The organism is Streptomyces sp. NPDC085946 (genome assembly GCF_044540485.1).
Classification (GTDB): Bacteria; Actinomycetota; Actinomycetes; order Streptomycetales; family Streptomycetaceae; genus Streptomyces.
The window spans coordinates 161477-186177 of the sequence record NZ_JBITSF010000008.1; the positions used below are offsets into that span (position 1 = coordinate 161477).

The 24701-nt window shown below is 71.9% G+C and carries 22 protein-coding genes and 1 pseudogene; 10 read left to right on the top strand and 13 right to left on the bottom strand.

Translation table 11 applies throughout. The annotated features are described in order from the left end of the window. Positions 1 to 151: 151 nt before the first annotated feature. Entirely contained in the window at positions 152 to 2182 is a 2031-nt protein-coding gene (locus tag ACIF8T_RS18120) for a serine/threonine-protein kinase (RefSeq protein WP_400036117.1), read from the bottom strand. Positions 2183 to 2350: 168 nt separating this feature from the next. Between ACIF8T_RS18120 and ACIF8T_RS18125 the strand changes: the two genes are divergently transcribed. Then, positions 2351 to 3394 (top strand): serine hydrolase domain-containing protein, encoded by a 1044-nt coding sequence (locus ACIF8T_RS18125; protein ID WP_400036119.1) that lies wholly within the window; start codon positions 2351 to 2353, stop codon positions 3392 to 3394. A 193-nt stretch (positions 3395 to 3587) separates the two neighbouring features. On the opposite strand, the gene ACIF8T_RS18130 is transcribed toward ACIF8T_RS18125, so the two are convergent. Then, the gene (locus ACIF8T_RS18130) at positions 3588 to 5294 is read right to left on the bottom strand and encodes a glycerol-3-phosphate dehydrogenase/oxidase (RefSeq protein ID WP_400036121.1); all 1707 of its coding nucleotides are present in this window, start codon (positions 5292 to 5294) and stop codon (positions 3588 to 3590) included. A 277-nt stretch (positions 5295 to 5571) separates the two neighbouring features. Here ACIF8T_RS18130 and ACIF8T_RS18135 point away from each other — a divergent pair, with 277 nt between their 5' ends. Then, the gene (locus tag ACIF8T_RS18135) at positions 5572 to 6780 is read left to right on the top strand and encodes a nucleotide sugar dehydrogenase (protein WP_400036123.1); all 1209 of its coding nucleotides are present in this window, start codon (positions 5572 to 5574) and stop codon (positions 6778 to 6780) included. Positions 6781 to 7025: 245 nt separating this feature from the next. Continuing rightward, complete coding sequence (locus ACIF8T_RS18140) at positions 7026 to 7400, top strand: hypothetical protein (RefSeq protein ID WP_400036125.1); 375 nt, start codon at positions 7026 to 7028, stop codon at positions 7398 to 7400. Between the two features lie 210 nt (positions 7401 to 7610). On the opposite strand, the gene ACIF8T_RS18145 is transcribed toward ACIF8T_RS18140, so the two are convergent. The 4 genes from ACIF8T_RS18145 to ACIF8T_RS18160 all read right to left on the bottom strand — a co-directional run bounded on the left by ACIF8T_RS18145 (position 7611) and on the right by ACIF8T_RS18160 (position 12230). Beyond that, on the bottom strand, positions 7611 to 8735 hold the full coding sequence (locus tag ACIF8T_RS18145) for a GuaB3 family IMP dehydrogenase-related protein (RefSeq protein WP_400036127.1): 1125 nt from the start codon (positions 8733 to 8735) through the stop codon (positions 7611 to 7613). A gap of 148 nt (positions 8736 to 8883) precedes the next feature. Beyond that, complete coding sequence (gene guaB, locus ACIF8T_RS18150; protein WP_400036129.1) at positions 8884 to 10389, bottom strand: IMP dehydrogenase; 1506 nt, start codon at positions 10387 to 10389, stop codon at positions 8884 to 8886. A gap of 152 nt (positions 10390 to 10541) precedes the next feature. Then, the gene (locus ACIF8T_RS18155; RefSeq protein WP_400036131.1) at positions 10542 to 11129 is read right to left on the bottom strand and encodes a sigma-70 family RNA polymerase sigma factor; all 588 of its coding nucleotides are present in this window, start codon (positions 11127 to 11129) and stop codon (positions 10542 to 10544) included. A 489-nt stretch (positions 11130 to 11618) separates the two neighbouring features. Then, a complete protein-coding gene (locus tag ACIF8T_RS18160) occupies positions 11619 to 12230 on the bottom strand; it encodes a response regulator transcription factor (RefSeq protein WP_003948568.1) in 612 nt (203 codons plus the stop codon). Between the two features lie 381 nt (positions 12231 to 12611). On the opposite strand from ACIF8T_RS18160, the gene ACIF8T_RS18165 reads away from it, so the two are divergent. After that, on the top strand, positions 12612 to 12941 hold the full coding sequence (locus tag ACIF8T_RS18165) for a WhiB family transcriptional regulator (protein WP_400036133.1): 330 nt from the start codon (positions 12612 to 12614) through the stop codon (positions 12939 to 12941). Between the two features lie 111 nt (positions 12942 to 13052). On the opposite strand, the gene ACIF8T_RS18170 is transcribed toward ACIF8T_RS18165, so the two are convergent. Next, positions 13053 to 13949, bottom strand: a complete 897-nt coding sequence (locus ACIF8T_RS18170; protein ID WP_400036135.1) for a LysR family transcriptional regulator — start codon at positions 13947 to 13949, stop codon at positions 13053 to 13055. An 80-nt stretch (positions 13950 to 14029) separates the two neighbouring features. On the opposite strand from ACIF8T_RS18170, the gene ACIF8T_RS18175 reads away from it, so the two are divergent. The 3 genes and pseudogenes from ACIF8T_RS18175 to ACIF8T_RS18185 form a co-directional block, all read left to right on the top strand. Further along, positions 14030 to 14698: an MOSC domain-containing protein gene (locus ACIF8T_RS18175; protein ID WP_400036137.1), complete on the top strand. Its 669-nt coding sequence runs from the start codon at positions 14030 to 14032 to the stop codon at positions 14696 to 14698. A 139-nt stretch (positions 14699 to 14837) separates the two neighbouring features. After that, a complete protein-coding gene (locus ACIF8T_RS18180; RefSeq protein ID WP_400036139.1) occupies positions 14838 to 15611 on the top strand; it encodes an SDR family NAD(P)-dependent oxidoreductase in 774 nt (257 codons plus the stop codon). Positions 15612 to 15754: 143 nt separating this feature from the next. Beyond that, positions 15755 to 16048 (top strand): annotated as a pseudogene (locus ACIF8T_RS18185) (ester cyclase); the annotation flags it as partial. 175 nt (positions 16049 to 16223) lie between these two features. Here the strand turns inward: ACIF8T_RS18185 and ACIF8T_RS18190 are convergent. The 5 genes from ACIF8T_RS18190 to ACIF8T_RS18210 form a co-directional block, all read right to left on the bottom strand. Further along, positions 16224 to 16781, bottom strand: coding sequence for a hypothetical protein (locus ACIF8T_RS18190; RefSeq protein ID WP_400036141.1), 558 nt, complete (start codon positions 16779 to 16781; stop codon positions 16224 to 16226). An 11-nt stretch (positions 16782 to 16792) separates the two neighbouring features. Next, positions 16793 to 18634 (bottom strand): alpha/beta hydrolase, encoded by a 1842-nt coding sequence (locus tag ACIF8T_RS18195; RefSeq protein ID WP_400036143.1) that lies wholly within the window; start codon positions 18632 to 18634, stop codon positions 16793 to 16795. Positions 18635 to 18643: 9 nt separating this feature from the next. Continuing rightward, a complete protein-coding gene (locus ACIF8T_RS18200) occupies positions 18644 to 19108 on the bottom strand; it encodes a hypothetical protein (protein ID WP_400036145.1) in 465 nt (154 codons plus the stop codon). Between the two features lie 275 nt (positions 19109 to 19383). Further along, the gene (locus ACIF8T_RS18205) at positions 19384 to 19590 is read right to left on the bottom strand and encodes a DUF397 domain-containing protein (RefSeq protein ID WP_400036146.1); all 207 of its coding nucleotides are present in this window, start codon (positions 19588 to 19590) and stop codon (positions 19384 to 19386) included. Next, on the bottom strand, positions 19587 to 20435 hold the full coding sequence (locus tag ACIF8T_RS18210; RefSeq protein ID WP_400036148.1) for a Scr1 family TA system antitoxin-like transcriptional regulator: 849 nt from the start codon (positions 20433 to 20435) through the stop codon (positions 19587 to 19589). Before ACIF8T_RS18210 ends, ACIF8T_RS18205 begins: the two co-directional genes overlap by 4 nt. A 194-nt stretch (positions 20436 to 20629) precedes the next feature. Between ACIF8T_RS18210 and ACIF8T_RS18215 the strand changes: the two genes are divergently transcribed. The 3 genes from ACIF8T_RS18215 to ACIF8T_RS18225 all read left to right on the top strand — a co-directional run bounded on the left by ACIF8T_RS18215 (position 20630) and on the right by ACIF8T_RS18225 (position 22970). Further along, positions 20630 to 21097 (top strand): hypothetical protein, encoded by a 468-nt coding sequence (locus ACIF8T_RS18215; RefSeq protein ID WP_400036150.1) that lies wholly within the window; start codon positions 20630 to 20632, stop codon positions 21095 to 21097. Positions 21098 to 21248: 151 nt separating this feature from the next. Beyond that, entirely contained in the window at positions 21249 to 22196 is a 948-nt protein-coding gene (locus ACIF8T_RS18220) for a hypothetical protein (RefSeq protein ID WP_400036152.1), read from the top strand. A gap of 186 nt (positions 22197 to 22382) precedes the next feature. Beyond that, on the top strand, positions 22383 to 22970 hold the full coding sequence (locus tag ACIF8T_RS18225) for an ATP-binding protein (protein WP_400036154.1): 588 nt from the start codon (positions 22383 to 22385) through the stop codon (positions 22968 to 22970). Between the two features lie 69 nt (positions 22971 to 23039). Here ACIF8T_RS18225 and groL read toward each other — a convergent pair whose 3' ends face one another. Further along, entirely contained in the window at positions 23040 to 24665 is a 1626-nt protein-coding gene (groL, locus tag ACIF8T_RS18230) for a chaperonin GroEL (protein WP_400036156.1), read from the bottom strand. Positions 24666 to 24701 lie beyond the last annotated feature (36 nt).

Consider the following 24701-nt stretch of genomic DNA (forward strand, 5'->3'; position numbering starts at 1 on the left):
TGCCTCCCCCGGCAGCCCGGTCGGTCAATTCCGTTCGCCCCGCGTCCCGTTCCGGCTGCATACGGTCCGCAGGCATTCACGATACGTGCCGGAGGCAACTCGCAGAGAGGGGACGCCAGATCTCACTCCCCAATCCGGGGACCGCTCATGCTCAGGACTTCGGTTCGAACGTCTTCGTCAGCGTCCGCCACGTCGACTTGCGCAGGTCACCGTCCCAGTCGGCCGCTCGCGCCGTGTACATCAGCGCGTACCCGAGCCGGTCGCCGACGACGAACCCGCGGTCGATGGTCCGGTACTTGGTCCCGCCGTCCACGTAGGTGAACTCCCAGTCGGCCGTGTTCCAGCCCCGGTACTCCACCGCCTCTATGCGTATCCTCCGGTACTGCGAGCGCACCATGGCGCGCTCCTGGTTCTTCCAGTCCGCCACCGGGTCGCCCTTCGGCGTGGACGTCCAGGCGACGAGCAGCTTCTGGCCGTCGGGGCCGGTGAAGCGGTCGCCCGCGGCGTCCGACGACCGGTACTTCCACCCCTCGGGCAGTCCGATCGAGTAGCCCTGGCCGCCCTTGTACGTGTTCTTCGCGGCCGTCCCGTCCCCTGTGTCCCCGGCGGACGCGTCCGGTCCGGCACCGGCGCCGCCGGACGGGCTCGCCGCACCGGGCGTGCCCTCCGGCGTCGTCGTGGAGTCCGCGGACTTCGACGCCGAACCGTCGGGGGTGGCGCCGCCGCTCTCGTCCTGCTTGGTGTCCGTGTCGGCCGGCGCGCTGGACACGGTCCTGCCCCCGTCGCCCTCGGCGCCCTGCGAGCCCTCGTCGTCACCGCCCAGGGTGAGCGCGAGCACCGTGCCGATCACGGCGAGGACCACGGCGACCGCGATGACGACGAGCGTCCGCCGCGGGACGACGTCGGTCAGCGGCGCCCTCGGCACCGGCCGCTGCGGCAGATCCGGCGGCGGCATCACGGGCCACCCCGAACTCCGGCCCCCCGACGACGCGTTGCCCGTCGAGGCGTTACTCGACGACACGTTGCCCGACGACGCGGCGCCGGAGGCCGACGGCGTCGCCGACGGCGCGGGCGCCCCCGACACTCGGGTCTCGGCCACCCCGCCGGTGCCCGGGCCCGCGGCGGACGCGCCGCCGGCCGCGGTCCCGGCCGCCGCCGACCCGACGGCCGCCTTGCGCACCGAGCGCAGCGCCCCGCGCAGCCGCTCGGCCGCCTCCCCGGCACCGGCCGGACCGCCCTTGCCCGACCGCCCGTCCGGCTGCGCCGGCAGCGGCACGACCTTCGTCTCGTCCATCGCCCCCGGACCGGGACCGGGCTCCGGCGCGTGGATGACCGCGTTGAGCATCGCCCGCGCACCGGCGTCGTCGAGCCGCTGGGCGGGGTCCTTGTTCAGCAGGCCGTAGATGACGTCCCTGAGCGGTCCGGCGTTCTTCGGCTCCTCCAGCGGCTCGGTCATCACCGCGGTCAGCGTCGCTATCGCCGACCCCTTGTCATAGGGCGGTACGCCCTCCACCGCCGCGTACAGCAGACCGCCGAGCGACCACAGGTCGGCCGCCGGGCCCGGCTTGTGCCCGCGGGCCCGCTCCGGGGAGATGTAGGAGGGCGCGCCGACGAGCATGCCGGTCGAGGTGATGGACGGGTCGCCCTCGACCTGGGCGATGCCGAAGTCGGTGAGCACGACCCGGCCGTCCTCGGCGATCAGCACGTTGGACGGCTTCACGTCGCGGTGCAGGATGCCCTCGCGGTGCGCCGACCGCAGCACGTCGAGGACGGCGAGGCCGACCTCCGCAGCGCGCCTCGGCTCCAGCAGGCCGTCCTCCCGGATGACCTCGGCGAGCGACTTGCCCTCGACGAGCTCCATCACGATCCAGGGCCGGTCGTCCTCCTGGACCACGTCGAAGACCGTCACGGCGCTGTTGTTGCGGATCCGCGCGATCGCCTTGGCCTCGCGCAGCGTCCGCGTGATCAGCCGCCGCTTCTCCTCCTCGTCGATGTTCGACGGGAACCGCAGCTCCTTGACGGCGACCGTCCGGCCCAGGGTCTCGTCCTGGGCGCGCCACACGGTGCCCATGCCGCCCCGGCCCAGCACGTCGCCCAGCCGGTACCGCCCCGCGAGGAGACGCTCACGGTTGTCCTGACGAGTCTCCTGACGGGATGTCCCCGCCCGCTCCGCCTCCGACATGCGTCCCCTCATACAACCCGCCCTGACAGAGCCTCCATTGTCTCTCACCCGACAAGTGCCCGACGCCCAGGGGGGCACTCGCCGCACCCGGGGGTCCCGCGGACGGGCACCGGGTGAACCGCCCGTTCCGCCGCCCTGCATGATGGCCGGGACAAGGGAGGAGGCCGGATGCCGCCGTTTCGGGGACTCATGGTCCTGCCCCTGTCCCTGGCGTTCCTCGCCCTCACCCCGGCGGCTTCGTCGGCGCCGTCGGTCCCGCCCGCGGACGCGGCCCTGGCGCTGCTGGTCGGCCGGGGCGGCGCGCCCGCCGCCGCCCTCCTGGCCCGGGAGGGGGGCGACATCCGCTATGCCCGTACCGGCGCGGGTATCGCCCGGTCCGACCACTTCCGTGCCGGCAGCATCACCAAGACGTTCCTCGCGACGGTCGTGCTGCAACTGGCCGCCGAGCACCGGCTGTCGCTGTCCGACACCGTGGAGGAGCACCTGCCCGGCCTGGTGCGGGGCGCGGGCAACGACGGCCGCGCGCTGACCCTGCGTCACCTGCTCACCCACACCAGCGGCCTGTACGACTTCGCCGCGGACACCCGGGGCACCGTCCCCGTGACGCCCCGTCAGGCCGTGCGCATCGCACTCACCCACCCCCCGGCCGACCGCGGCCGCTTCTCCTACTCGAACACCAACTACGTCCTGCTCGGCCTGGTCGTCGACCGGGTGACCGGTCGGCCGTACGCCGCCGAGGCCGAGCGCCGCATCATCGCTCCACTGGGTCTGACGGGCACCTCCTTCCCCGGTGCGCGCACCTCTCTGCCCTTGCCGCACGGTCGCGCCTACACCGCCGGCGGAACCGACGTCACCGCTCTCGACCCCCGGGTGGCCGGGGCCGCGGGCGAGATGGTGACCACCCTCGCCGACCTGAACCGCTTCTACACGGCCCTGCTCGGCGGTGAACTGCTGCCCCCGCGCCGGCTGCGCGAGATGCTCGACACCCGTGCCGCACACGGCGCGTACGGCATGGGCCTGTTCCCCTCGAAGCTGCCGTGCGGCACCACGGTGTGGGGACACAACGGACGGATCCCCGGCAGCTACGTGCGCACCGCGGCCACGGCCGACGGCCGACGGGTCCTCACCTTCCGGGTGAACACGGACGCGATCGCAGATCCCGGTCTCGAACCCGCGCTGCTCGCCGCCGAGTTCTGCCCTCGCACCCCGTAGAACGGCCGGGTTCCGAACGAAGATCCCGGTTCGCGACACTCGTTCGAGTGAACGTCGGGGCGTGGCCGGGGCGGTCCGTGAGCGGCCCGGCGCTCACTGCGCCCACCGGCCTCCGGGCCTCCGCGCGCCCACGCGCCCGTGACCGCCGATCCCCGCGGTCCCGCCGGCCCGGCCCGGCCCACCCCGAATACCCCTACAGCGGCACGATGTCCGGCGCCCCGAGCCGCGCCGCGTCCGCCGTCAGGTCGTCCGGCTGCCGCTGCGACTCCCGCTCGGCCTCCACCCGCTTCTCGTAGTGCTGCACCTCGCGTTCGATCCGCTCGGCGTCCCAGCCGAGCACCGGCGCCATCAGTTCGGCGGCCTCGCGCGCGCTGCGCGTACCCCGGTCGAAGGTCTCGATGGAGATGCGGGTGCGCCGGGTCAGCACGTCGTCCAGATGCCGTGCCCCCTCGTGGGAGGCGGCGTACACGATCTCGGCGCGCAGATAGTCGTCGGCGGCCTGCAGGGGCTCCCCCAGCGAGGCGTCCGCGGCTATGAGCTCCAGGACCTCCTCGGCCAGCGACCCGTACCGGTTCAGCAGGTGCTCCACCCGCACCACGTGCAGACCGGTCCGGGCGGCGGTCCGCGCCCGCGCGTTCCACAGCGCCCGGTACCCCTCGGCGCCCAGCAGCGGGACGTCCTCGGTGACGCAGTCGGCGACGCGCACGTCCAGCCCGTGCACCGCCTCGTCCACCGCGTCCTTGGCCATGACCCGGTACGTCGTGTACTTGCCGCCCGCCACCACGACGAGCCCGGGCACCGGATGCGCCACGGTGTGCTCGCGCGACAGCTTGCTGGTCGCGTCGGACTCGCCGGCCAGCAGCGGCCGCAGGCCCGCGTACACGCCCTCGACGTCGTCCCTGGTCAGCGGCACCGCGAGGACCGAGTTCACGTGCTCCAGCAGGTAGTCGATGTCCGCGCTGGAGGCGGCCGGGTGCGCCTTGTCCAGGTCCCAGTCGGTGTCGGTGGTGCCGACGATCCAGTGCCGGCCCCAGGGGATGACGAACAGCACGGACTTCTCGGTGCGCAGGATCAGTCCGGTCGTGGAGTGGATGCGGTCCTTGGGCACGACCAGGTGGATGCCCTTGGAGGCCCGTACGTGGAACCGGCCGCGCTGCCCCACCATCGCCTGGGTGTCGTCCGTCCAGACGCCGGTCGCGTTGACGACCTGCCTGGCGTGGACCTCGTACTCCCCGCCGCCCTCCAGGTCCTGCACCCGGGCGCCGACCACGCGCTCCCCCTCGCGCAGGAAGCCGGTCACCCGCGCGCGGTTGGCGGTCTTCGCCCCGTACGCCGCCGCCGTGCGCACGAGCGTGGTCACGAAGCGGGCGTCGTCCATCTGCGCGTCGTAGTACTGCAACGCTCCGACCAGCGCGTCCCTGCGCAGGCACGGGGCCACCCGCAGGGCGCGGCGGCGGCTCAGGTGCCGGTGCACGGGCAGGCCCCGGCCGTGCCCGCGGGCCGTCGACATGGCGTCGTAGAGCGCGACGCCCGACCCGGCGTACAGCCGCTCCCAGCCCCTGTGCTGCAACGGGTACAGGAACGGCACCGGCTTGACCAGGTGCGGGGCGAGCCGCTCCAGCAGCAGGCCGCGCTCCTTCAGCGCCTCCCGCACGAGCGCGAAGTCCAGCATCTCCAGGTAGCGCAGCCCGCCGTGGATCAGTTTGCTGGAACGGCTGGAGGTGCCCGACGCCCAGTCCCGCGCCTCGACCAGGCCCGTGGACAGGCCCCGGGTGACGGCGTCGAGGGCGGTGCCCGCGCCGACCACGCCTGCGCCCACGACCAGCATGTCCAGCTCGCGCTCGGCCATCGCCGCGAGGTCCTCGGCACGCTGCGCCGGCCCCAGTGTCGCTGTCCTCACTGCTGCCTCCCGCTCATCGGTCGCGTCGGCCGCACCCGTCGGGCGAAGCCCGATCCGTACCCCCGTGCCCAAATTCTGACCGGGCCGGCCGGCTTCAGCCACCACGCGCCCCCAGCCTGTGGACGACGGCCACGGAAGCACCCGCCGAAAGACGCGCGACGCAAGCCATCAATCCCGCATAACGGTCATATTTACTCCTAGTCTGACATTGCGCTCGCTCGTCCTGTCCACAGGGCTTGCGCGTCTGTCCCACTTCGGCTACCGGGAAGGACGGCTCATGCCCGCAGACCTCGCCGTCATCGGACTCGGCTCGTACGGCCTGCCCCTGGCCCAGGCCGCCGTCGCCGCCGGCATCCCCACCCTCGGGTACCGGACGGGGCAGGAGGCCGGTTCGCTCAGCCCCGCCGAACTGCGCCGGATGCTCTCGGGGGGCTTCCGGCAGGCCACCGACCCGGCCGCGCTCGGGCGGGTGCGCACCGCGGTCATCTGCGCGCCGACCCCGCGGGGCGCGGACGGCGGGCTGGACCTCACCCAGGTGGAGGCGGCCGCGCGCACCCTGGCCGGGCACATGCGCCCGCACACCACGGTGATCCTGGAGTCGCCCGTGCACCCGGGCACCACGGAGGACGTCCTGCGCCCGCTGCTGGAGAAGGGGTCGGGGCTGCGGGCCGGCCGCGACTTCCACCTCGCCTACTCCCCCAGCCGCGTGGACCCCGGCAACCGCGACTTCAGCCCCGCCAACACCCCCAAGGTCATCGGCGGCCTCACCCCCGCCTGCACCGAGTCGGCCGCCGCCTTCTACGGACGGCTCACCGACAAGGTGGTACGCGCGCGCGGGCCGCGCGAGGCCGAGACCGTGCAGGTGCTGGAGACCAACTACCGGCACGTCAACATCGCCCTCGTCAACGAGATGGCCGTCCTCTGCCACGACCTGGGCGTCGACCTGTGGGACGTCATCCGCTGCGCGGAGACCAAGCCGTTCGGCTTCCAGGCGTTCCGCCCCGGCCCGGGCGTCGGCGGCCACGCCGTCCCCCAGGACCTGACCGCCCGCGCGGGCCGCCCCCTGCGCATGGTGGAGCTGGCCCAGGAGGTCAACAGCCGGATGCCCCGGTACGTCGTCCAGCGCGCCGCCACCCTCCTCAACGAGCACGGCAAGTCGGCGCGCGGCGCGCGGGTGCTGCTCCTCGGCGTCACCTACAAGCCCGACCTCGCCGACCAGCGGGGCACACCCGCCCGGGAGATCGCGCTGCGCCTGATGGAGCTGGGCGCGTCGGTCAGCTACCACGACCCGCTCGTGCCCGCCTGGAGCGTCCTCGACCGCCCCATCCCGCGCGTGGACTCCCTCTACGAGGCGGTGGCCGACGCGGACCTGACGATCCTGCTCCAGCAGCACCGCACGTACGACCTGCAAGGGCTGTCGGTGAAGGCACAGCTGCTCCTGGACACCCGGGGCGCCGCGCCGACGGGGGCCGCGCACCGGCTCTGACCGCGAGGCGGCCGGTACGCGCCGGATGCCGGTGAGCCCGGCATCCGGTGCGCCGCAGCCGCTCCGAGGCGGACGCGGCCCGGCCGGCCGGGGACAGCGCGCGACCACGCCGGAGAGCTGCGAAATCGCCGGTGCGGGCGCTCGGCCCGCCTGTTGCCCTTCGGCGACTCGCCGCACCCTCGTGCGCACACACCACACCGCTTCGCCGCCTGGCCCGTGGGGGGATACCTGTCACGACCCAGCCAATGCCGCCGCAGCCCGCCGACGGCAACCCGTTCGCCCACCAGCCGGGCGCCGTGCCGCCCGCGCGCGGCAACCTCGTGCTCGGCCTGCCGGCCGCCGTCGTCGCGGCCCTGGTCACGGCCGGTCTCCACGGCGCCGTCGCTGGCGCCACCGAGTACGGGATCGGCTACGCCGCGGCCGGCGTCGGCTTCCTGGTCGGTTTCGCCGTCGGCAAGGCCGGCGGCGCCGACCCGGTGCTGCCCGTGGCGAGCGCCGTGCTGTCCCTGGGCGCGGTCCACCTCGGCCGGCTCGTCGGCATCGCGACGACCGGCGCCGACGAACTCGGCGTCTCGGCGTCTCGGCGACCACCCTCCTCACCGAGCACTTCGGCCTGCTGACCGAGGGCTGGAAGGAGACCGCCGACGCGATGACCTGCCTGTTCTTCACGATCGCCGCGTTCGCCGCGTTCTCCGGCGCCAGGAAGGCCGCGCTCCGAGGGGCCTGCGGGCCGGACGTGGAGGGCCCGCTCACCCCACGGTGAGCGGGCCCTCCGGCGTCGTACGGCCCTCCGCGACGGGTCCGTCCGGTACGGATCCGTCCGGTACGGGTCAGCGGCGGTGCTGCGACTCCGCCACCGTCACCTCGACGCGCTGGAACTCCTTCAGCTCGCTGTAGCCGGTGGTGGCCATGGCACGGCGCAGGGCGCCGAAGAAGTTCATCGAACCGTCCGGGATGTGGGACGGGCCGGTGAGGATCTCCTCGATGGTGCCGACGGTGCCGAGGTCGACCTTCTGGCCGCGCGGCAGCTCCTCGTTGACCGCCTCCATGCCCCAGTGGTTGCCCTTGCCCGGGCCGTCGGTCGCGCGGGCCAGCGGGGAGCCCATCATGACCGCGTCGGCGCCGCAGGCGATCGCCTTGGGCAGGTCGCCGGACCAGCCGACGCCGCCGTCCGCGATGACGTGCACGTACCGGCCGCCGGACTCGTCCATGTAGTCGCGGCGGGCCGCGGCCACGTCGGCGACCGCGGTCGCCATGGGGACCTGGATGCCCAGCACGTTGCGCGTGGTGTGCGCGGCGCCGCCGCCGAAGCCGACCAGCACGCCGGCCGCGCCGGTGCGCATGAGGTGCAGGGCGGCGGTGTAGGTGGCACAGCCGCCGACGATCACCGGGACGTCGAGCTCGTAGATGAACTGCTTCAGGTTCAGCGGCTCGTGCGAGTGGGAGACGTGCTCCGCCGACACCGTGGTGCCGCGGATGACGAAGATGTCCACGCCCGCGTCCACCACGGCCTTGGAGAACTGGGCCGTGCGCTGCGGGGACAGCGCGGCGGCGGTGACGACGCCGGCGTCGCGCACCTCCTTGATGCGCGCGCCGATCAGCTCCTCCTTGATGGGAGCCGCGTAGATCTCCTGCAGGCGGCGGGTGGCCGCCCCGGCGGGCAGCTCCGCGATCTCGTCCAGCAGCGGCTGCGGGTCCTCGTACCGCGTCCACAGGCCCTCGAGGTTCAGCACGCCCAGGCCGCCGAGCTCGCCGATGCGGATCGCGGTGGCCGGGGAGACGACCGAGTCCATGGGGGCGGCCAGGAACGGCAGCTCGAAGCGGTAGGCGTCGATCTGCCAGGCGATCGAGACCTCCTTCGGGTCCCGGGTACGGCGGCTGGGGACGACGGCGATGTCGTCGAAGGCGTACGCCCGGCGGCCGCGCTTGCCGCGCCCGATCTCGATCTCAGTCACGATGTGTGGCCTTTCCCTGATGCGTTTCAGCGTCTTCCAGTATCGCCGACGGGTACGGCAGCGGCCCGCCGCAGGTACGGCGAGGGCGGCCCCGGAAGCTCCGGGGCCGCCCTTCGGACGCCGGGGGCACGCGCCACGCGCGCGCGTGTCACCGCTTGGCGCTGTAGTTCGGCGCCTCGACGGTCATCTGGATGTCGTGCGGGTGGCTCTCCTTGAGGCCCGCCGAGGTGATGCGGACGAAGCGGCCCTTGGTCTCCATCTCCTCGATGGTGGCGGCCCCCACGTAGCCCATGGTCTGGCGCAGACCGCCGACGAGCTGGTGCAGCACGTTGGCCAGCGGGCCGCGGTAGGGCACCTGGCCCTCGATGCCCTCGGGCACGAGCTTGTCGTCGGAGGCCACCTCGGCCTGGAAGTAGCGGTCCTTGGAGTACGACCGGCCCTGGCCCCGGGACTGCATCGCGCCGAGCGAGCCCATCCCGCGGTAGGACTTGAACTGCTTGCCGTTGATGAACTGGAGCTCGCCGGGCGACTCCTCGCAGCCGGCGAGGAGGCTGCCGAGCATCACCGTGTCGGCGCCGGCGGCGAGCGCCTTGCCGATGTCGCCGGAGTACTGCAGACCGCCGTCGCCGATCAGCGGGACGCCCGCCGGGCGGGCCGCGAGGGACGCCTCGTAGATGGCGGTGACCTGGGGGACGCCGATGCCGGCGACCACGCGGGTGGTGCAGATCGAGCCGGGGCCCACGCCCACCTTGATGCCGTCGACACCGGCGTCGATGAGCGCCTGGGCGCCGTCACGGGTGGCGACGTTGCCGCCGATCACGTCGACGCGGACGCTCGACTTGATCTTCGCCATCCAGCTCAGGGCGTTGCTGTTGTGGCCGTGCGAGGTGTCGACGACCAGGAAGTCCACACCGGCCTCGGCCAGCGCCTGGGCCCGCTCCAGCGCCTCGGGGCTGGCGCCCACGGCGGCACCGACGATCAGGCGGCCCTCGGCGTCCTTCGCGGCGTTGGGGTACTGCTCGGCCTTGACGAAGTCCTTGACCGTGATGAGGCCCTTGAGGACGCCCGCCTCGTCGACCAGGGGAAGCTTCTCGATCTTGTGGCGGCGCAGCAGCTCCATGGCGTCGGCGCCGGAGATGCCGACCCTGCCGGTGACCAGCGGCATCGGGGTCATGACCTCGCGCACCTGCCGGGAGCGGTCGGTCTCGAAGGCCATGTCGCGGTTGGTGACGATGCCGAGCAGCTTGCCGGCCGGGTCGGTGACCGGGACGCCGCTGATGCGGAACTTGGCGCACAGGGCGTCGGCCTCGCCCAGCGTCGCGTCGGGGTGCACCGTGATGGGGTCGGTGACCATGCCGGACTCGGAGCGCTTCACCAGGTCGACCTGGTTGACCTGGTCCTCGATGGAGAGGTTGCGGTGCAGCACGCCGACGCCGCCCTGACGGGCCATGGCGATCGCCATGCGGGACTCGGTGACCTTGTCCATCGCCGCGGAGAGCAGCGGGATGTTCACCCGGACGTTGCGGGAGACGCGGGACGAGGTGTCGACCGCGTTGGGGAGCACCTCGGATGCGCCCGGCAGCAGCAGCACGTCGTCGTAGGTCAGCCCGAGTGTCGCGAATTTCTCGGGCACTCCGTCGACGTTGGCAGTCATGACACCTTCCCCAAATGGCCTTGATCGGTGCGGATGTCCATGCTAACGGGAAGCATGGCCGTCTCATTCCACGGTTCGGAGCGGCCCCGGGCTTCGTATGTTCGTACGGAAACGGGGGGCCGCCTGTTCATTTAGGAGCCGGGGACGCGGTCTTACTGCTCGGCCAGTGCCCTCAGCCTGCTCAGCGCCCGGTGCTGCGCCACCCGGACCGCGCCGGGTGACATTCCCAACATCCGGCCCGTCTCCTCGGCCGTGAGGCCCACCGCGATGCGCAGCAGCAGCAGCTCCCGCTGGCTCTCCGGGAGGTTGGCCAGGAGCTTCTTGGCCCATTCGGCGTCGCTGCTCAGCAGGGCCCGCTCCTCGGGCCCCAGGGAGTCGTCGGGGCGCTCGGGCATCTCGTCCGAGGGCACGGCCGTCGAGCCGGGGTGGCGCATCGCGGCGCGCTGGAGGTCGGCGACCTTGTGCGCGGCGATGGCGAAGACGAACGCCTCGAAGGGCCGGCCGGTGTCCTTGTAGCGGGGCAGCGCGAGGAGCACCGCCACGCAGACCTCCTGGGCGAGGTCCTCGACGAAGTGCCGGGCGTCGCCCGGGAGCCGCGACAGGCGGGTGCGGCAGTACCGCAGCGCGAGGGGGTGGACGTGGGCGAGCAGGTCGTGCGTGGCCTGCGCGTCCCCGTCGACGGCGCGGTGGACGAGCTCACCGATCGCCCCGTGGGCAGCCGTCGCCTCCTCGTCGCGCATCGGTCCATGGTGCCCTGCGGCCGCACGGTCCGCGGCACCGCGTCCGTTGTTGTGCACCGAAGCGTTATGAGCAGGTGCGCCGGAACTCATCCCCTGCGCCCTCCCCTTCCGCTCGACCGACTCGTCCCCGAGAGACTCCACACCTCAAGGATGCGGCATCCGCGGCGAAACGAGCAGCGGGCATCCGACGGGTCCGGTGCGCACCCCTGCCCGCCTGCTGGTTGTCCGGGACGCCCGTGCCCCCGGCACGACGTACGCGGTGGTCTGCGGGACCTGTCTCGCGGATCGCCCCGGGCGCGCGGGACCCGGCGGGGGTCCTCCCGGGCTCTCGGCCCCGTCCGGGCGGGGACGGGCCCGCACCGGCGCGGTCGGCGGCGGCCGACGCGGTCCCGCGCGCGTGCGGCCCGCGCGGGGGCATCCGCGTGCCCCCGCCCGCCGGCGTCCGCCGGGTACCGCGCGTGGAGGCCGGCCCGATCCGAGGGACAGGCCCTAGCGCACCAGGCCCCACCGGAAGCCGAGCGCCACGGCGTGGGCCCGGTCCGACGCGCCGAGCTTCTTGAAGAGGCGCCGGGCGTGGGTCTTGACGGTGTCCTCGGAGAGGAACAGCTCGCGGCCGATCTCGGCGTTGGAGCGGCCGTGGCTCATGCCTTCGAGCACCTGGATCTCACGCGCGGTGAGCGTGGGCGCGGCGCCCATCTCGGCCGAGCGCAGCCGGCGCGGGGCGAGCCGCCAGGTCGGGTCGGCGAGCGCCTGGGTCACCGTCGCGCGCAGCTCGGCGCGCGAGGCGTCCTTGTGCAGGTACCCGCGGGCACCGGCGGCCACCGCGAGCGCCACGCCGTCCAGGTCCTCGGCGACCGTGAGCATGATGATGCGCGCGCCGGGGTCCGCGGACAGCAGCCGCCGGACGGTCTCCACGCCGCCCAGACCGGGCATGCGCACGTCCATCAGAATCAGGTCCGAGCGGTCGGCGCCCCAGCGGCGGAGGACTTCCTCGCCGTTGGCCGCCGTCGTCACGCGCTCGACGCCGGGCACGGTCGCGACCGCGCGGCGGAGCGCCTCTCGGGCAAGCGGGGAGTCGTCGCAGACGAGGACGGAAGTCATGGCCGCCCTCCGCAGCTGATGCGCGTCACCTAGAGCCTCCAGGCTGGTACGAAATCGTCACCTGTGCGGTCGACCGTCTCGGACGCCCGCCCGAGCGCTTGTTCTTTCAACCGCCTCGGCACTCTCAACGACGGTCACTCGAAAGAGTTACGGGGCCGTCCGCCCTCTTCGGCACTCTACGTGAGGGGACGGACACGGTGCAGACATGCGCAACAGACCCTCAACCTTTCATCACAACCTATGCCCCATTTAGACCCTTTTCTTCCCCTTCGCTGGTGTCTGCGACTAGATTCGCAATGAGTCATATTTTCATCTCCTTAGATCGTAGTTGTACGGTCGTGGACACCGGATCCGCCCAGAACGGCTACAAGGGGTCACGCAATGGCAGATTTCTCCCGCCTTCCCGGACCGAACGCGGACCTGTGGGACTGGCAGCTGCTCGCTGCCTGTCGCGGGGTGGACAGCTCGCTCTTCTTCCATCCGGAGGGTGAGCGCGGTGCGGCTCGAAGTGCCCGCGAGAACTCGGCCAAAGAGGTCTGCATGAGGTGCCCGGTGCGCGCCGAGTGCGCCGCCCACGCACTGGCGGTGCGCGAACCGTACGGGGTGTGGGGCGGACTGACCGAGGACGAGCGCGAAGAACTGATGGGACGGGCGCGCAACAGGCTGGTGTCGGCTTCGACGACCACCGGGCACGCCACGTCGAACACTTAGTCGAACACTTAAAGGAACGTTTCTGCACCCAGGGCACGCGTGCGCGTGCCCTCAGCTTTTTCCGCCCCGGTGGCCCGGGCGGGTCCGGGCAGGTCCGGGGGCGGTGCGGGCCTAGCGCGCCGCCGCCCGGGCGAGCCGGTCCAGCGTGGCCGCCACGGCCGGCACCTGTGCGAGGTCGGGCAGCGTGAGCGCGACGATCTCCCGCCGCACCGCCGGTTCCAGCGTCACGGTCCGCACCCCCCGGGGCCGTACGGACTCCACGGCCAGCTGCGGCAGGACGGCGACCCCGAGGCCGGCGCCGACCAGGCCGACGACCGCCGGGTAGTCGTCGGTCGCGAAGTCGATGCGGGGGGTGAAGCCGGCCTTCTCGCACACCTCGACCAGCTGGCCGCGGCAGCGCGGGCAGCCCGCGATCCACGGCTCGTGCGCGAGTTCGCCGATGGCGACGGACCGCGCGCCCGCGAGCCGGTGGGTCTCGGGGACGAGCGCGACCAGCCGGTCCTTCAGCAGCGGCCGCACGACGAGGTCGTCCCACTCCTCGGCGCCCGCCGCGCCCTCGTACCGGAAGGCGAGGGCCACGTCGCAGTCGCCGTCGCGCAGGAGGCCCACGGAGCGGGGCGGCTCGGCCTCCACCAGGGAGACCCGGGTGCCGGGGTGCGCCTCGCGCAGCGCGGCGAGGGCCGTCGGGACGAGCGTGGAACTGCCGCTGGGGAAGGACACCAGCCGCACCCGGCCGGCGCGCAGCCCGGCGATGGCGGCGACCTCCTCCTCGGCGGCCGTGAGCCCGGCGAGGATCCCGGCGGCGTGCCGCACCAGCGCCTCGCCGGCCTGCGTCAGGCGCATCTCGCGTCCGGTGCGGACCAGCAGCGGGGTGCCGACGGAGGCCTCCAGGGCCTTCATCTGCTGGCTGACGGCGGGCTGGGTGCAGCCGAGTTCGCGTCCGGCCGCGGAGAAGGAGCCGGTGGTGGCCACGGCGCGCAGGACACGGAGATGGCGGGCTTCGATCACACGTCGAGGATAAGCGAGGCTTTGACGTAAAACCGAATAATGCGTCGACGCTTTGGGGTTCCGTCTCCTACCGTGCGGCCATGAAGCTTCTGTCAGTGAATCTGGGCCGGGCGAAGGCCGTGCCCTACACGGATCACCCGGACGGCGTGACCGGCATAGACAAGCGGCCGGTGGACGGGCCCGTCCGGGTGGCGGCGCCCGGCCCGAAGGGCGTCGGCGCGAGCGGACTGGCCGGGGACGCGGTGTGCCACACCCGGCACCACGGCGGCGACGACCAGGCGGTGTACGCCATGGCGCGCGAGGACCTGCGGGAATGGGAACGCGAACTGGGCCGTGAGCTGGCCGACGGCGCGTTCGGCGAGAACCTCACCACGCAGGGGCTGGACGTCTCCGGCGCGCTGATCGGCGAACGCTGGCGCATCGGGTCCCGGGTGGTGCTGGAGGTCACCTCGGGGCGGATCCCCTGCCGCACCTTCCAGGGCCACCTGGGCGAGAAGGGGTGGGTGCGGCGCTTCACGGAGCGGGGCGCGCCCGGGGCGTACCTGCGGGTGATCGAGCCCGGGGAGATCCGGGCGGGCGACCCGGTGGAGATCGTGCACCGGCCGGACCACGACGTGACCGTGGCGCTGCAGTTCCGGGCCGCCACCACCGAACGGACCCTGCTGCCGCGGCTGCTCGCGGCGGGCGGGGCGCTGCATCCGGAGGTGCTGGAGGCGGCCCGGACGTACGCGGAGAAGTACGCCGGCTGAGGGGCGCGGCGCGGCGGAAACCGGCCCGGCGGGGAGGTGACGATGCGTCACCTCCCCCAATCCCCGCGGTGCTCAAGGGGGTTGGCGACGGGGCCCGACGGGAGCGGACGCGCGCGGTACGGGTAACTACTCTTGGGCCATGACAACGGCTCTGATTACGGGATCGACGGCAGGCATCGGGGCCGCGTTCGCGCGGCGACTGGCGGCCGACGGGCACGACCTGGTGCTGGTGGCCCGCGACACCCAGCGGCTGCGCGAACAGGCGACCGAGCTGCACGACCGGCACGGCATCGAGGCGGAGGTGCTGACGGCCGACCTGGCGGAGGACCGGGGCATCGAGGCGGTGGCCGCCCGGCTGGGCGACCGCAAGAACCCCGTCGACCTGCTGATCAACAACGCCGGGTTCGGCAACAAGGGCCGCTACCTCGAAGTGTCCATGGCCGACGAGCTGAGGATGCTCAAGGTGCACTGCGAGGCGGTGCTGCGGCTGACGTCGGCGGCGACGGAGGCGATGCGGGAGCGGGGCCGCGGGGGTGTCGTCAACGTGGCGTCGGTGGCGGCCTTCTTGCCCCGGGGCACGTACGGGGCGTCGAAGGCGTGGGTCGTTCAGTTCACGCAGGGCGCGGCGCGGGACCTGGCCGGCAGCGGCGTCCGGCTGATGGCGCTGTGCCCCGGGTTCGTGCGTACGGAGTTCCACGCGCGGGCCGGGATGGGCACGGACAACATCCCGGGCTGGCTGTGGCTCGACGCGGACAAGCTGGTCGCGGCGGCGCTCGGCGACCTGGCCCGCGGCAAGACGCTGTCGATCCCGGACCCGCGCTACAAGGCGCTGATGGGGGCGGCGAAGCTGGTGCCGCGCGGGATGCTCGGCGGGATCACGTCGAAGACGGGGCGGAAGTACGGGCCGCGGTAGCGGGCGCGGGGCGCGTGAGCCGGCCGGCGGTTCGTGGCGGGGCGGGGCGGGGCGGCGGGCAGGAGAGGCGCGCGACGGGGGCCCGGCGGAGAATGGTGCTGTCCGACCGGATCACCGGATCAGAGGGGCCGGAGGCAGGTGCCATGACCTTCGTACAGCTCATCGAGTGCAGGACCGAGCGGTTCGACGAGGTGAACCGCCTGATGGACACCTGGGTCGAGCAGACCAAGGGGAAGCGGACGGCGACGCACGCGGTGGTCGGCAAGGACCGCTCGGACGCGTCGCACATCGTCGAGATCGTGGAGTTCCCCTCGTACGAGGAGGCGATGCAGAACTCCAAGCTGCCGGAGACCGACCGGATCTTCCAGGAGATGGTGGCCCTCTGCGAGGAGGAGCCCAGGTTCATCGACCTGGATGTGGTGCGGGAGGAGCGGTTGTAGGGGGGCGGCCCACGGCGTTCCTCCGGAGGGCCGGGGCGGTCCGGCTCCCCGGCTGCCGGGCACGTTGACGCAGCAGCCGGCGGTCTGAGGCGGCCGGGTTCGACCGACCGGGCCGGTGGCTCAGCCGGCCCTCTCCAAGTGGAGCGCAGGAACGCGACGCGCGGCCCTTTGGTCACGTCCCGTTCGGCGAGGAAGAAGGGAGGGGATCATCGGAGGACCAGAAGTCCGAATGGACATTTGGTGCGGGAACCTCCTGCTGTGAATAGTCGGGACCAGCGGGCGGACTGCTCGGGGCGGACACTTCGGATTCCTCCACGCAAGGCGTGGTCACACTGAAGTGGGCTTGACCATGAGCGCCGATGAGCACTTGCAGCTGGAACCCGTCCTGAGTCTTGAAATTGGCCGCCAGCCCGTTCGCGCTGACGTCGATCAGTTCGTATCCCCGGCTCTTCCAGTAGCGCTCCACCACTCCGAGGAATGCCGCACGCCGCTGCTCCGAGATGATCGTCATGACCGTCCGGTCGCGGTCCACGTAGCACTCGGCCGGCGTGGTGTATGCGGGTGTCCACTGGACGGCGGGCTTGATGGCCGCGAACGTTCCGTCGAGGATGGCGTCCGCGCGATCGGCCGCCTCTTGCATGTTCATTTTCGAGCCCTGGTGGTCGGAGGAAGATTCGGATTCGGCCGGCCCGCATCCGGCGAGCAGCAGGACCAGCGCGGCGGCCGCCACCACCCTGTTCCTCATCGCGGCTTCTCCCTCGACACGAAACCGGGTTCGCCGGCGACGATTGCGGCGATATTCCTCGCTGACACCTGGTCTTTCCCTCGTTCCGGGTTGAAGTAATTCGAATGCGCATCGATCGTCAGATCGGAATTCCAGACTTCCGGCACAGAAACGAGCGTCGGACCTGGCATCGTTTTGAATCTGTTGGCCCCGAACTCCGCGCTGGCCGGATCCTTGCCGAACCACAGGTCGTTGTTGTCGGAGTCGCTCACGCTACCACCGGCGGTAGCGCCGATCAGCGCTCCGGCCGGGCCGCCCGCGATGGCCCCGACGCCACCGCCCAGGAGTGCGCCGCCATTTTCCTTCGGGGACGGAAGCTTGGTCACGACGTCGTTCTCTGCGGATCCCACCCACACGTGATCCTTGCCGACGCCCAGATCGCTTGCTCTGTCCACACCGACACCTGGACTGCCGACCAGGATGATGTCGTCGACACCGGGAATACCGCCGGCCTGTTTCGCGGCGGTCCCCACCGTCAGCGAGCCATACGAATGGCCGATCGCTGTAATGTGCGGGTCGGCGCTCTCATTGGTGGCGGCGATACCGCTCATGAAGCTGTTGTAGGCCGGGGCCCCGTGCTCGGCGTTGCTCGTCAGTGCGACACTGGAGCCGGAAAACAGCTCTAGGGGTTTCATCTGCGGCGCGTCGTACCCGAGCCAGACGATCGAGGCCGTGGAGGGATCCATCTTCCGGCCCAGCTCGGCGGTGTAGAAAGCGCGGTTCACAGTGCCGTCGGCGAATTCCTCGTCGAGCTTCGTGTCAAGACCGGGCACATATGCCGAGACGTTCTTGGACGTGTCCGGATCACCGAAGGAGATGATCGCCCGACCATTTCCCTCGTCGCCGACACCGAGGAGGTACATCGGCGGGACACTGACCTTGCTCAACCTCTCCTGGATGGCCTTGAGGCCGCCCAGCTTGGTCTGGGAATCCTCGTCGCTCTTCCCTTCCAGGGACGCGATGAGCAGGGGAAGATTTTCACGGTTCACCTCATCCCTAACCATGGCCGGAATACCGTCCAGGTTACCGATGACCTCCGGGAAAGCCCTCTTGTACTCGTCACGCTCCTCGTCGCTGAGACTGTCCCACCATTCCTTGCGGTCGGCGGGCGACTTGTCCAGCGGGATGTTGTCCCGTAGGTACGCACTCGCGGCCGAGCCGACGGCGCCGGCATCGGACGCCACATCCGCCCATGTCCTGGTGTCGACGGTCAGCCCCGGGGCCGCCTTCAGCTCCCCCAGCGCCTTGCTGTACCGCTCGTCGATCTCCGTGGCCTCCCGCACGGCGTGGGCGACGCGGTCGGCGATGTCCTGGGCTTTGGCGCGGTGGGGGTTGGGGCTGTGCAGGCCGGAGGTGTCCGGGCCGAGGCCGGGAGCGTACAGACCGGTGTTGCCCTTGATCGTCCCGCCGGGGATCTCGTCACCGGTCAGCGCGTTCTCGCCACCGGCGGGGTACCCGACGCCGCCGTCCGCGTCCACGGTGTACGACAGGCCCTTCGCGTCCTCCAGTGCTTCGAGCAGGCGGCGCCTCGGGGCGGTGATCTCGGACGAGAAACCGTTGAGCGCTCCGCTGATCAGGCCGCATTCCACCTGGGTGTAGTGGAAGTTCTCCGACAGCTTGTGGAGTTGCTTGAGCGCCGCATCCGCTGCCTCACCCTCGTTGGCCTTCTCCATGGCCCTGGTGATCTGCTTGTCGATACGGTCCCTGGCCGCGTCGGCCATGCCACTGAGTGCGCGGTACCCGTCCGCCGCTTCCGCGTATGAGGACGGGTCGATGCTCTTGAGGGTCTTGAGGTCCACGCTTCCGGATCACCGGCCCTTGCCCGAGCCGCCGGCGGCGGACGCCTGATCGGAGTGGACCCTCAGCCCGGCGATCGCGTCCCTGATGGCCTGGTCGGTTCTCAGCTGGTCGTTCCCCGCCTTCTCCAGCACGCCGGCCAGTCCGTCGCACAGCCCGCTGATGTCCTTCACGCGGCGCACCCAGGAGTCGTACGCCTTCTTCTGGGCCGCCGCGGTCAGACAGCCGGGACTCCCGCCGAGTCCTGTCTGGCCGTCCTCCAGCTTCGTCAGCGCCTTGCCGATGTCGTCCCGCAAGCCGGCGACACCCTCGCCGGCGGCGGACCACGCCTTCTTGTCGGACCTCAGCCTGCCGTGAGCTCCGCCGCCGCCCGGGCCGGTACTCCCCTGGCCGGCGGGCAGTTGGTTGAGCTGCATCCGTGCGCGGTGCCGTTCGACCGCCGCGCTCTTGAGTTGCTCCCACTCCTCCCACGCCACGCGTGGTTCTCCTTCTCCGTGCTCGTGCCGCCGAGTCGTCGTGCCCGTGCGACCGCAACGTCACGCCGACGGAGAAGCACGCTACGGCTGGTGCACCGCCCGCCCCATCCGTTTCGGTCATCATGATCACTGAGTATCCGTACTCAGATGCCGGTGACGGCCGGAAGCGGAGTACCGGTGAGGCGGCACGCCGGACCCCGGGCCGCTGCCGTCCTCCGGGCATGAGGGAGGGGCGGCGGGGAGCACGATCGGCCCTCCGCCGCCCCTCGTTCGTCTCAGCTGCGTGCGGCCATCCGCACGAACGCCGTCCACTGGGCAGACGGCACGTTGAGGATCGCCACGTCCGGGCGCTTGGAGTCGCGGACCAGTACGGCCGTACCGGCGTCCGCGACCTCGACGCAATCTCCGCCGTTGCCCGCGCTGTAGCTGCTCTTGAACCAGCGCAGTTCGCCAGCGGCAGGCGCGGGGCTGCCTGTCTTCATAGCTCTCCCAACAGCTTCTCGATGAAGGCCAGCGACTCCCTGGGAGTCAACGCCTGTGCCGAGAGGACTCTGTACGTCGCCTCCAGCGGACCGACCTTCTTCGGGTCCGAGTACAGGGCACTTGTGTCCTGCACCTCCATGTAGGCCATCCTGCGCTGATCGGAGAGATGGATCAATGTGAAGGGTCCGGCCAGTCCTGCGTGCTCGTCGCACCGCGTCGGCATGACCTGCATCTCCACATTGCGTTCGTGCCCGTACGACAGCAGCTGTTCCAGTTGGCCCCGCAGTACCTCCGGGCCTCCGAGAGGGCGCCGCAGCACATGTTCCTCGATGACGAAGCTCAGCAACGGAGCAGGCCGACGCGCGAACAGCTTCCGGCGCTCCATCCGCGCCGCCACACCCTGCTCGATCGTCTCCTCGTCCAGCAGCGGGCGCCACATGCGGAAGACCGCGCGTGCGTACTCCTCCGTCTGCAAGATCCCCTTGACCACGTGGTCGGAGTAGGAGTGCAGCTCGACCGCCTCGGGCTCCAACTGCGCGTACCGCCGGAAGAACCCCGGATACCGCGCCTTCGCCACCTCCCCCTTCATGGCCACCAGCACCCCCCGCGCCCCCACCTCCCGGTCCACCGCGTCCACCAGTTCCGGCCGGGGGATCCGCCGCCCCTGCTCCACCGCCGCGATCTGCGCCTCGCCGTAGCCGACCCGCTCGCCCAACTGCGCCTGGGTCAGCCCCGCGACTTCCCGCAGCAGCTTCATCTGCCGCCCGAAGCAGCGCAGGAACTCCCCGTTCGAGTCCGCCCCCGCGCCGTCCACGCCCGCACCCGAGTCCGCTCCCGACTCCATCGCACTCGTCCCCTCGGCACATCCGTCCACCGGTCACCCGCGCTCGCACCGTAGGACAGGCGGACGTCAACCATGCCCGCCGCGGGACAAGTTGCGGCTTACGGGTGAACCGCCTCGCGGCAGCCGACCCACCGCACCGGCCTACCATTCCGGCAAGGACCGTCCTCCGGCATCGGAATCCCGAAGGGGTGTTCGTGGCACGGCTTGTCCGGCAGCGGCGCGTGGACGCGTACGTGGGTCATCACGCGTTCGGGTTGCAGGAGTCCGACGACGCGGACCTGCCGGTCCCGTTCCCCGACGACTTCGACCACAGCGCCTTCCTCGGCACCCATCCCGGTCATCTGGACATCACCAGCGGCGGTCACACGCACACCGCCACGGTCACCGTCGAGGTGTGGGACGGGCCGCCGCCGCAGGAGGACCCGGCGGAGTGGGACGAGCAGGCCGAGGCCGACTTCGAGTCGACGAGCGGTCAGGTCGCCGTGTGGTCCCTGCACACGGGCCGGGCGGACGACGTGATCGTGCTGGGAGAATCCGGCGGTTCGCGGCGGGTCCGGGTCGGTTGCGCGGGCCGGGCCGAGGCCGCCGCCCTGTCGGAGGGCGAGGGCACCGGTCACGGGGTGGAGCGCTACCTCATCCGGTTCTGGCCGGCCCACACATAAGGAGTGAGCGCACCGAGAGGCAGGCCCCGGCCTCTTTACTCAACGCGCACGCGCGCGCACTTTCCGTGCGGTACCGTCACAGCAAATCGGCCCCCGCGACGGCTGCAACCGTCCGCGAGGGCCTGGACCACCAGTGGAAAGCGACTCCACCGTGATTTACCGGCACCATATCGCGCCCCCGCGCGCCTTCACGCAGTTCTCCCACGAGCTCATCCGGCATCCCCGGTTGTCCTCCGACGCCGTGCGGCTGCTGACCTGGCAGCTCTCCCTCCCGGAGGGGGCGCGCGAATCGTTGTCGCGCACCGCCGAGCGCGCCCGCATCGGGGCGTGCGCCTTCACGCGGGCCAAGCGGCAGCTCAAGGAGGAGGGCTTCGTACACGAGCGGCGGGTCCAGGGGCCCGGCGGTCACTGGATCACCCAACAGCTCGTCTCCAATGTCCCGTTGAGCGCCGCCGAGGCCGCCAAGCTCCTCGGCCGGATGCCCGTGCACGTACCCGGCACCCCCGCATCACCCCAGCTCGCACCGGGTGCCCGCGTTCCGGCCGTCGGCGCTCCGACCCCTCCGCCCACCGACGGTCATCCAGAGAAAGACCCCGGAGGAAACACCTCCCACCGTCCCGCCGAGCCGGACGCCGCCGTCACCGCCCCGGAGACAGCCGAGGTCACCGAAGCCGCCCGCGCCCTCGTCGCCGCCCTCCCCCGCCTCTCCCCGGACCTCCGCCGCGTCCCCCTAGGCATGCACGACGAGCTGGCCCGGCTGGTCTCCCGCTGGCTCGCGGCGGGCCACACCCCCGCCGCCGTCCGCACCCACGTCCTGCGCGGCCTCCCCGACGACGGCACCCCGGTCCACCGCCCCGGCGGCCTGCTGCGCTACCTGCTCCGCGAGGTCCCGCCCGTGTCCGGCACGGACGGCACCGCCGTCACGCCCGCTCCCGACCGGCCCGGCCCTGTCCGCCCGCCCGGCCGGCTGGCCGCCCTGCGGGAGTGCGAGGGCGACCACGTCCAGGCGACCCTCTTCCGGCCGGCCGGCGACGAGACGCTGTGCCGCCGCTGCCTCGGCTCCCCGGCGCCCGTACGGGACCCGGCCCTCTGTCCCTGATCCGGGTGACGGACGACGACGGGGTGCGCCGGCTGTCGGCGTGACCGCATCCGCGCCGCCGCGGTGAGGGGACGGCAGGCGCTCGCCCCGACAGGCCCGACACCGCCTGTCCGGCACCCCGACAGAGCGCCGCCGTGGGGGTGTCGTGCCTGGTGAACGGCGGTTGCGGCGCGGGATCTTCGGGGCATGACCACTTCCCCCCGCCGGGAGCGACGGGCCTCGCTCCCGCTTCCCCTCGCCGATCAGACGGTGTTCTCGTTCCGCTTCACCTCCTCGCCGCGCGGCGCCCGGCTCGCCCGCCGGCTCGCCTCCTGCCAGATGGACGCCTGGGGCTGGCACCACGGCACTCCCGCGCACGACGCCGTGGAGCTGATCGCCGCCGAGCTGGCGAACAACGCCGTGACCCACGGGCGGGTGCCGGGCCGGGACGCCGAGCTGCGGCTGACGGCCGACCGCGGCGGCAGGCTCGTACGGGTGGAGGTGAGCGACACCCGCGGGGAGCTCGGGCCGCACGCGGGGAGCGGCGACCCGGAGGCGGACGGGGGCCGGGGCCTGCTGTTGGTGACCGCGCTCGCCGACGCCTGGGGAGTCGGCGAACGGGCCGGCGGGCCGGGCAAGACGGTGTGGGCCGTGGTCGGCGTCCCGGCGGGCGGCGCGCCCCTCGACGGAGTGGCCCCGGCGCGGAGGGCGGGTTCCCGCGGGACGTACGCCGACGACGACGCCGGTCCGGCCGGAGCGGAGGCCGGGCGGTCCCCGGTGCGCAAGGGCAGGTGACGCTGTCCGGTCCGGACAGGGCGAAGCCCCGGTCCCTGCGGGGACCGGGGCTTCGCGGGAGCGGTTCGCTCAGTGGGCGTGGCCGTGGCCGTGGCCCGCGGCGGCCGGCTCCTCCTCCTCCTTCTTCTCGACGACCAGGGTCTCGGTCGTCAGAAGCAGGGAGGCGATGGAGGCGGCGTTCTCCAGGGCGGAGCGGGTGACCTTGACCGGATCGATGACGCCGGCCTTGACCAGGTCGCCGTACTCGCCGGTGGCGGCGTTGTAGCCGTTGCCCTTCTCCAGCTCGGCGACCTTGGAGACGATGACGTAGCCCTCCAGGCCGGCGTTCTCGGCGATCCAGCGCAGCGGCTCGACGGCGGCCTTGCGGACCACGGAGACACCGGTGGCCTCGTCGCCGGTCTTGTCGAGGTTGCCCTCCAGGACCTTGACGGCGTGGACGAGCGCGGAGCCACCACCGGAGACGATGCCCTCCTCGACCGCGGCGCGGGTCGCGGAGATGGCGTCCTCCAGACGGTGCTTCTTCTCCTTCAGCTCCACCTCGGTGGCGGCGCCGACCTTGATCACGCACACGCCGCCGGCCAGCTTCGCGAGGCGCTCCTGGAGCTTCTCGCGGTCCCAGTCGGAGTCGGTGTTCTCGATCTCGGCCTTGATCTGCGCGACGCGGCCCTGCACGTCCTCGGAGTTGCCGGCGCCGTCGACGATGGTGGTGTCGTCCTTGGTGACGGTGACGCGGCGGGCGGTGCCGAGCACGTCCAGGCCGACCTGGTCGAGCTTGAGGCCGACCTCCTCGGAGATGACCGTGGCGCCGGTGAGGACCGCCATGTCCTGCAGCATCGCCTTGCGGCGGTCGCCGAAGCCGGGGGCCTTCACGGCGGTGGCGTTGAAGGTGCCGCGGATCTTGTTCACGACGAGGGTGGAGAGGGCCTCGCCCTCGACGTCCTCGGCGATGATCAGCAGCGGCTTGGAGGAGTTCGCCTGGATGATCTTCTCCAGCAGCGGCAGGAGGTCCGCGATGGCGGAGATCTTGCCCTGGTGGATGAGGATGTACGGCTCGTCGAGGACGGCCTCCATGCGCTCCTGGTCCGTCACGAAGTACGGGGACAGGTAGCCCTTGTCGAAGGCCATGCCCTCGGTGAAGTCCAGCTCCAGACCGAAGGTGTTGGACTCCTCGACGGTGATGACACCGTCCTTGCCGACCTTGTCCATCGCCTCGGCGATGAGCTCGCCGACCTGGCTGTCCTGGGCGGACAGCGCGGCGACGGCGGCGATGTCGGACTTCTCGTCGATCGGGCGGGCCGAGGCGAGCAGGTCGTCCGAGACGGCCTTGACCGCGGCGTCGATGCCCTTCTTGAGCAGGGCCGGGGAGGCGCCGGCGGCGACGTTCTTCAGGCCCTCGCGCACCAGCGCCTGGGCCAGCACGGTCGCGGTGGTCGTACCGTCACCCGCGATGTCGTTGGTCTTGGTCGCCACCTCCTTGACCAGCTGCGCGCCGAGGTTCTCGTACGGGTCCTCGATCTCGACCTCGCGGGCGATCGTGACACCGTCGTTGGTGATGGTGGGGGCGCCGAACTTCTTGTCGATGACGACGTTGCGGCCCTTGGGGCCGATCGTCACCTTGACCGTGTCGGCAAGCTTGTTGACGCCGCGCTCGAGGGCGCGACGGGCGTCCTCGTCGAACTTCAGGATCTTCGCCATGGCAGCGGGAGCCCTCTCGGAAAGTCAGGGGGTAAA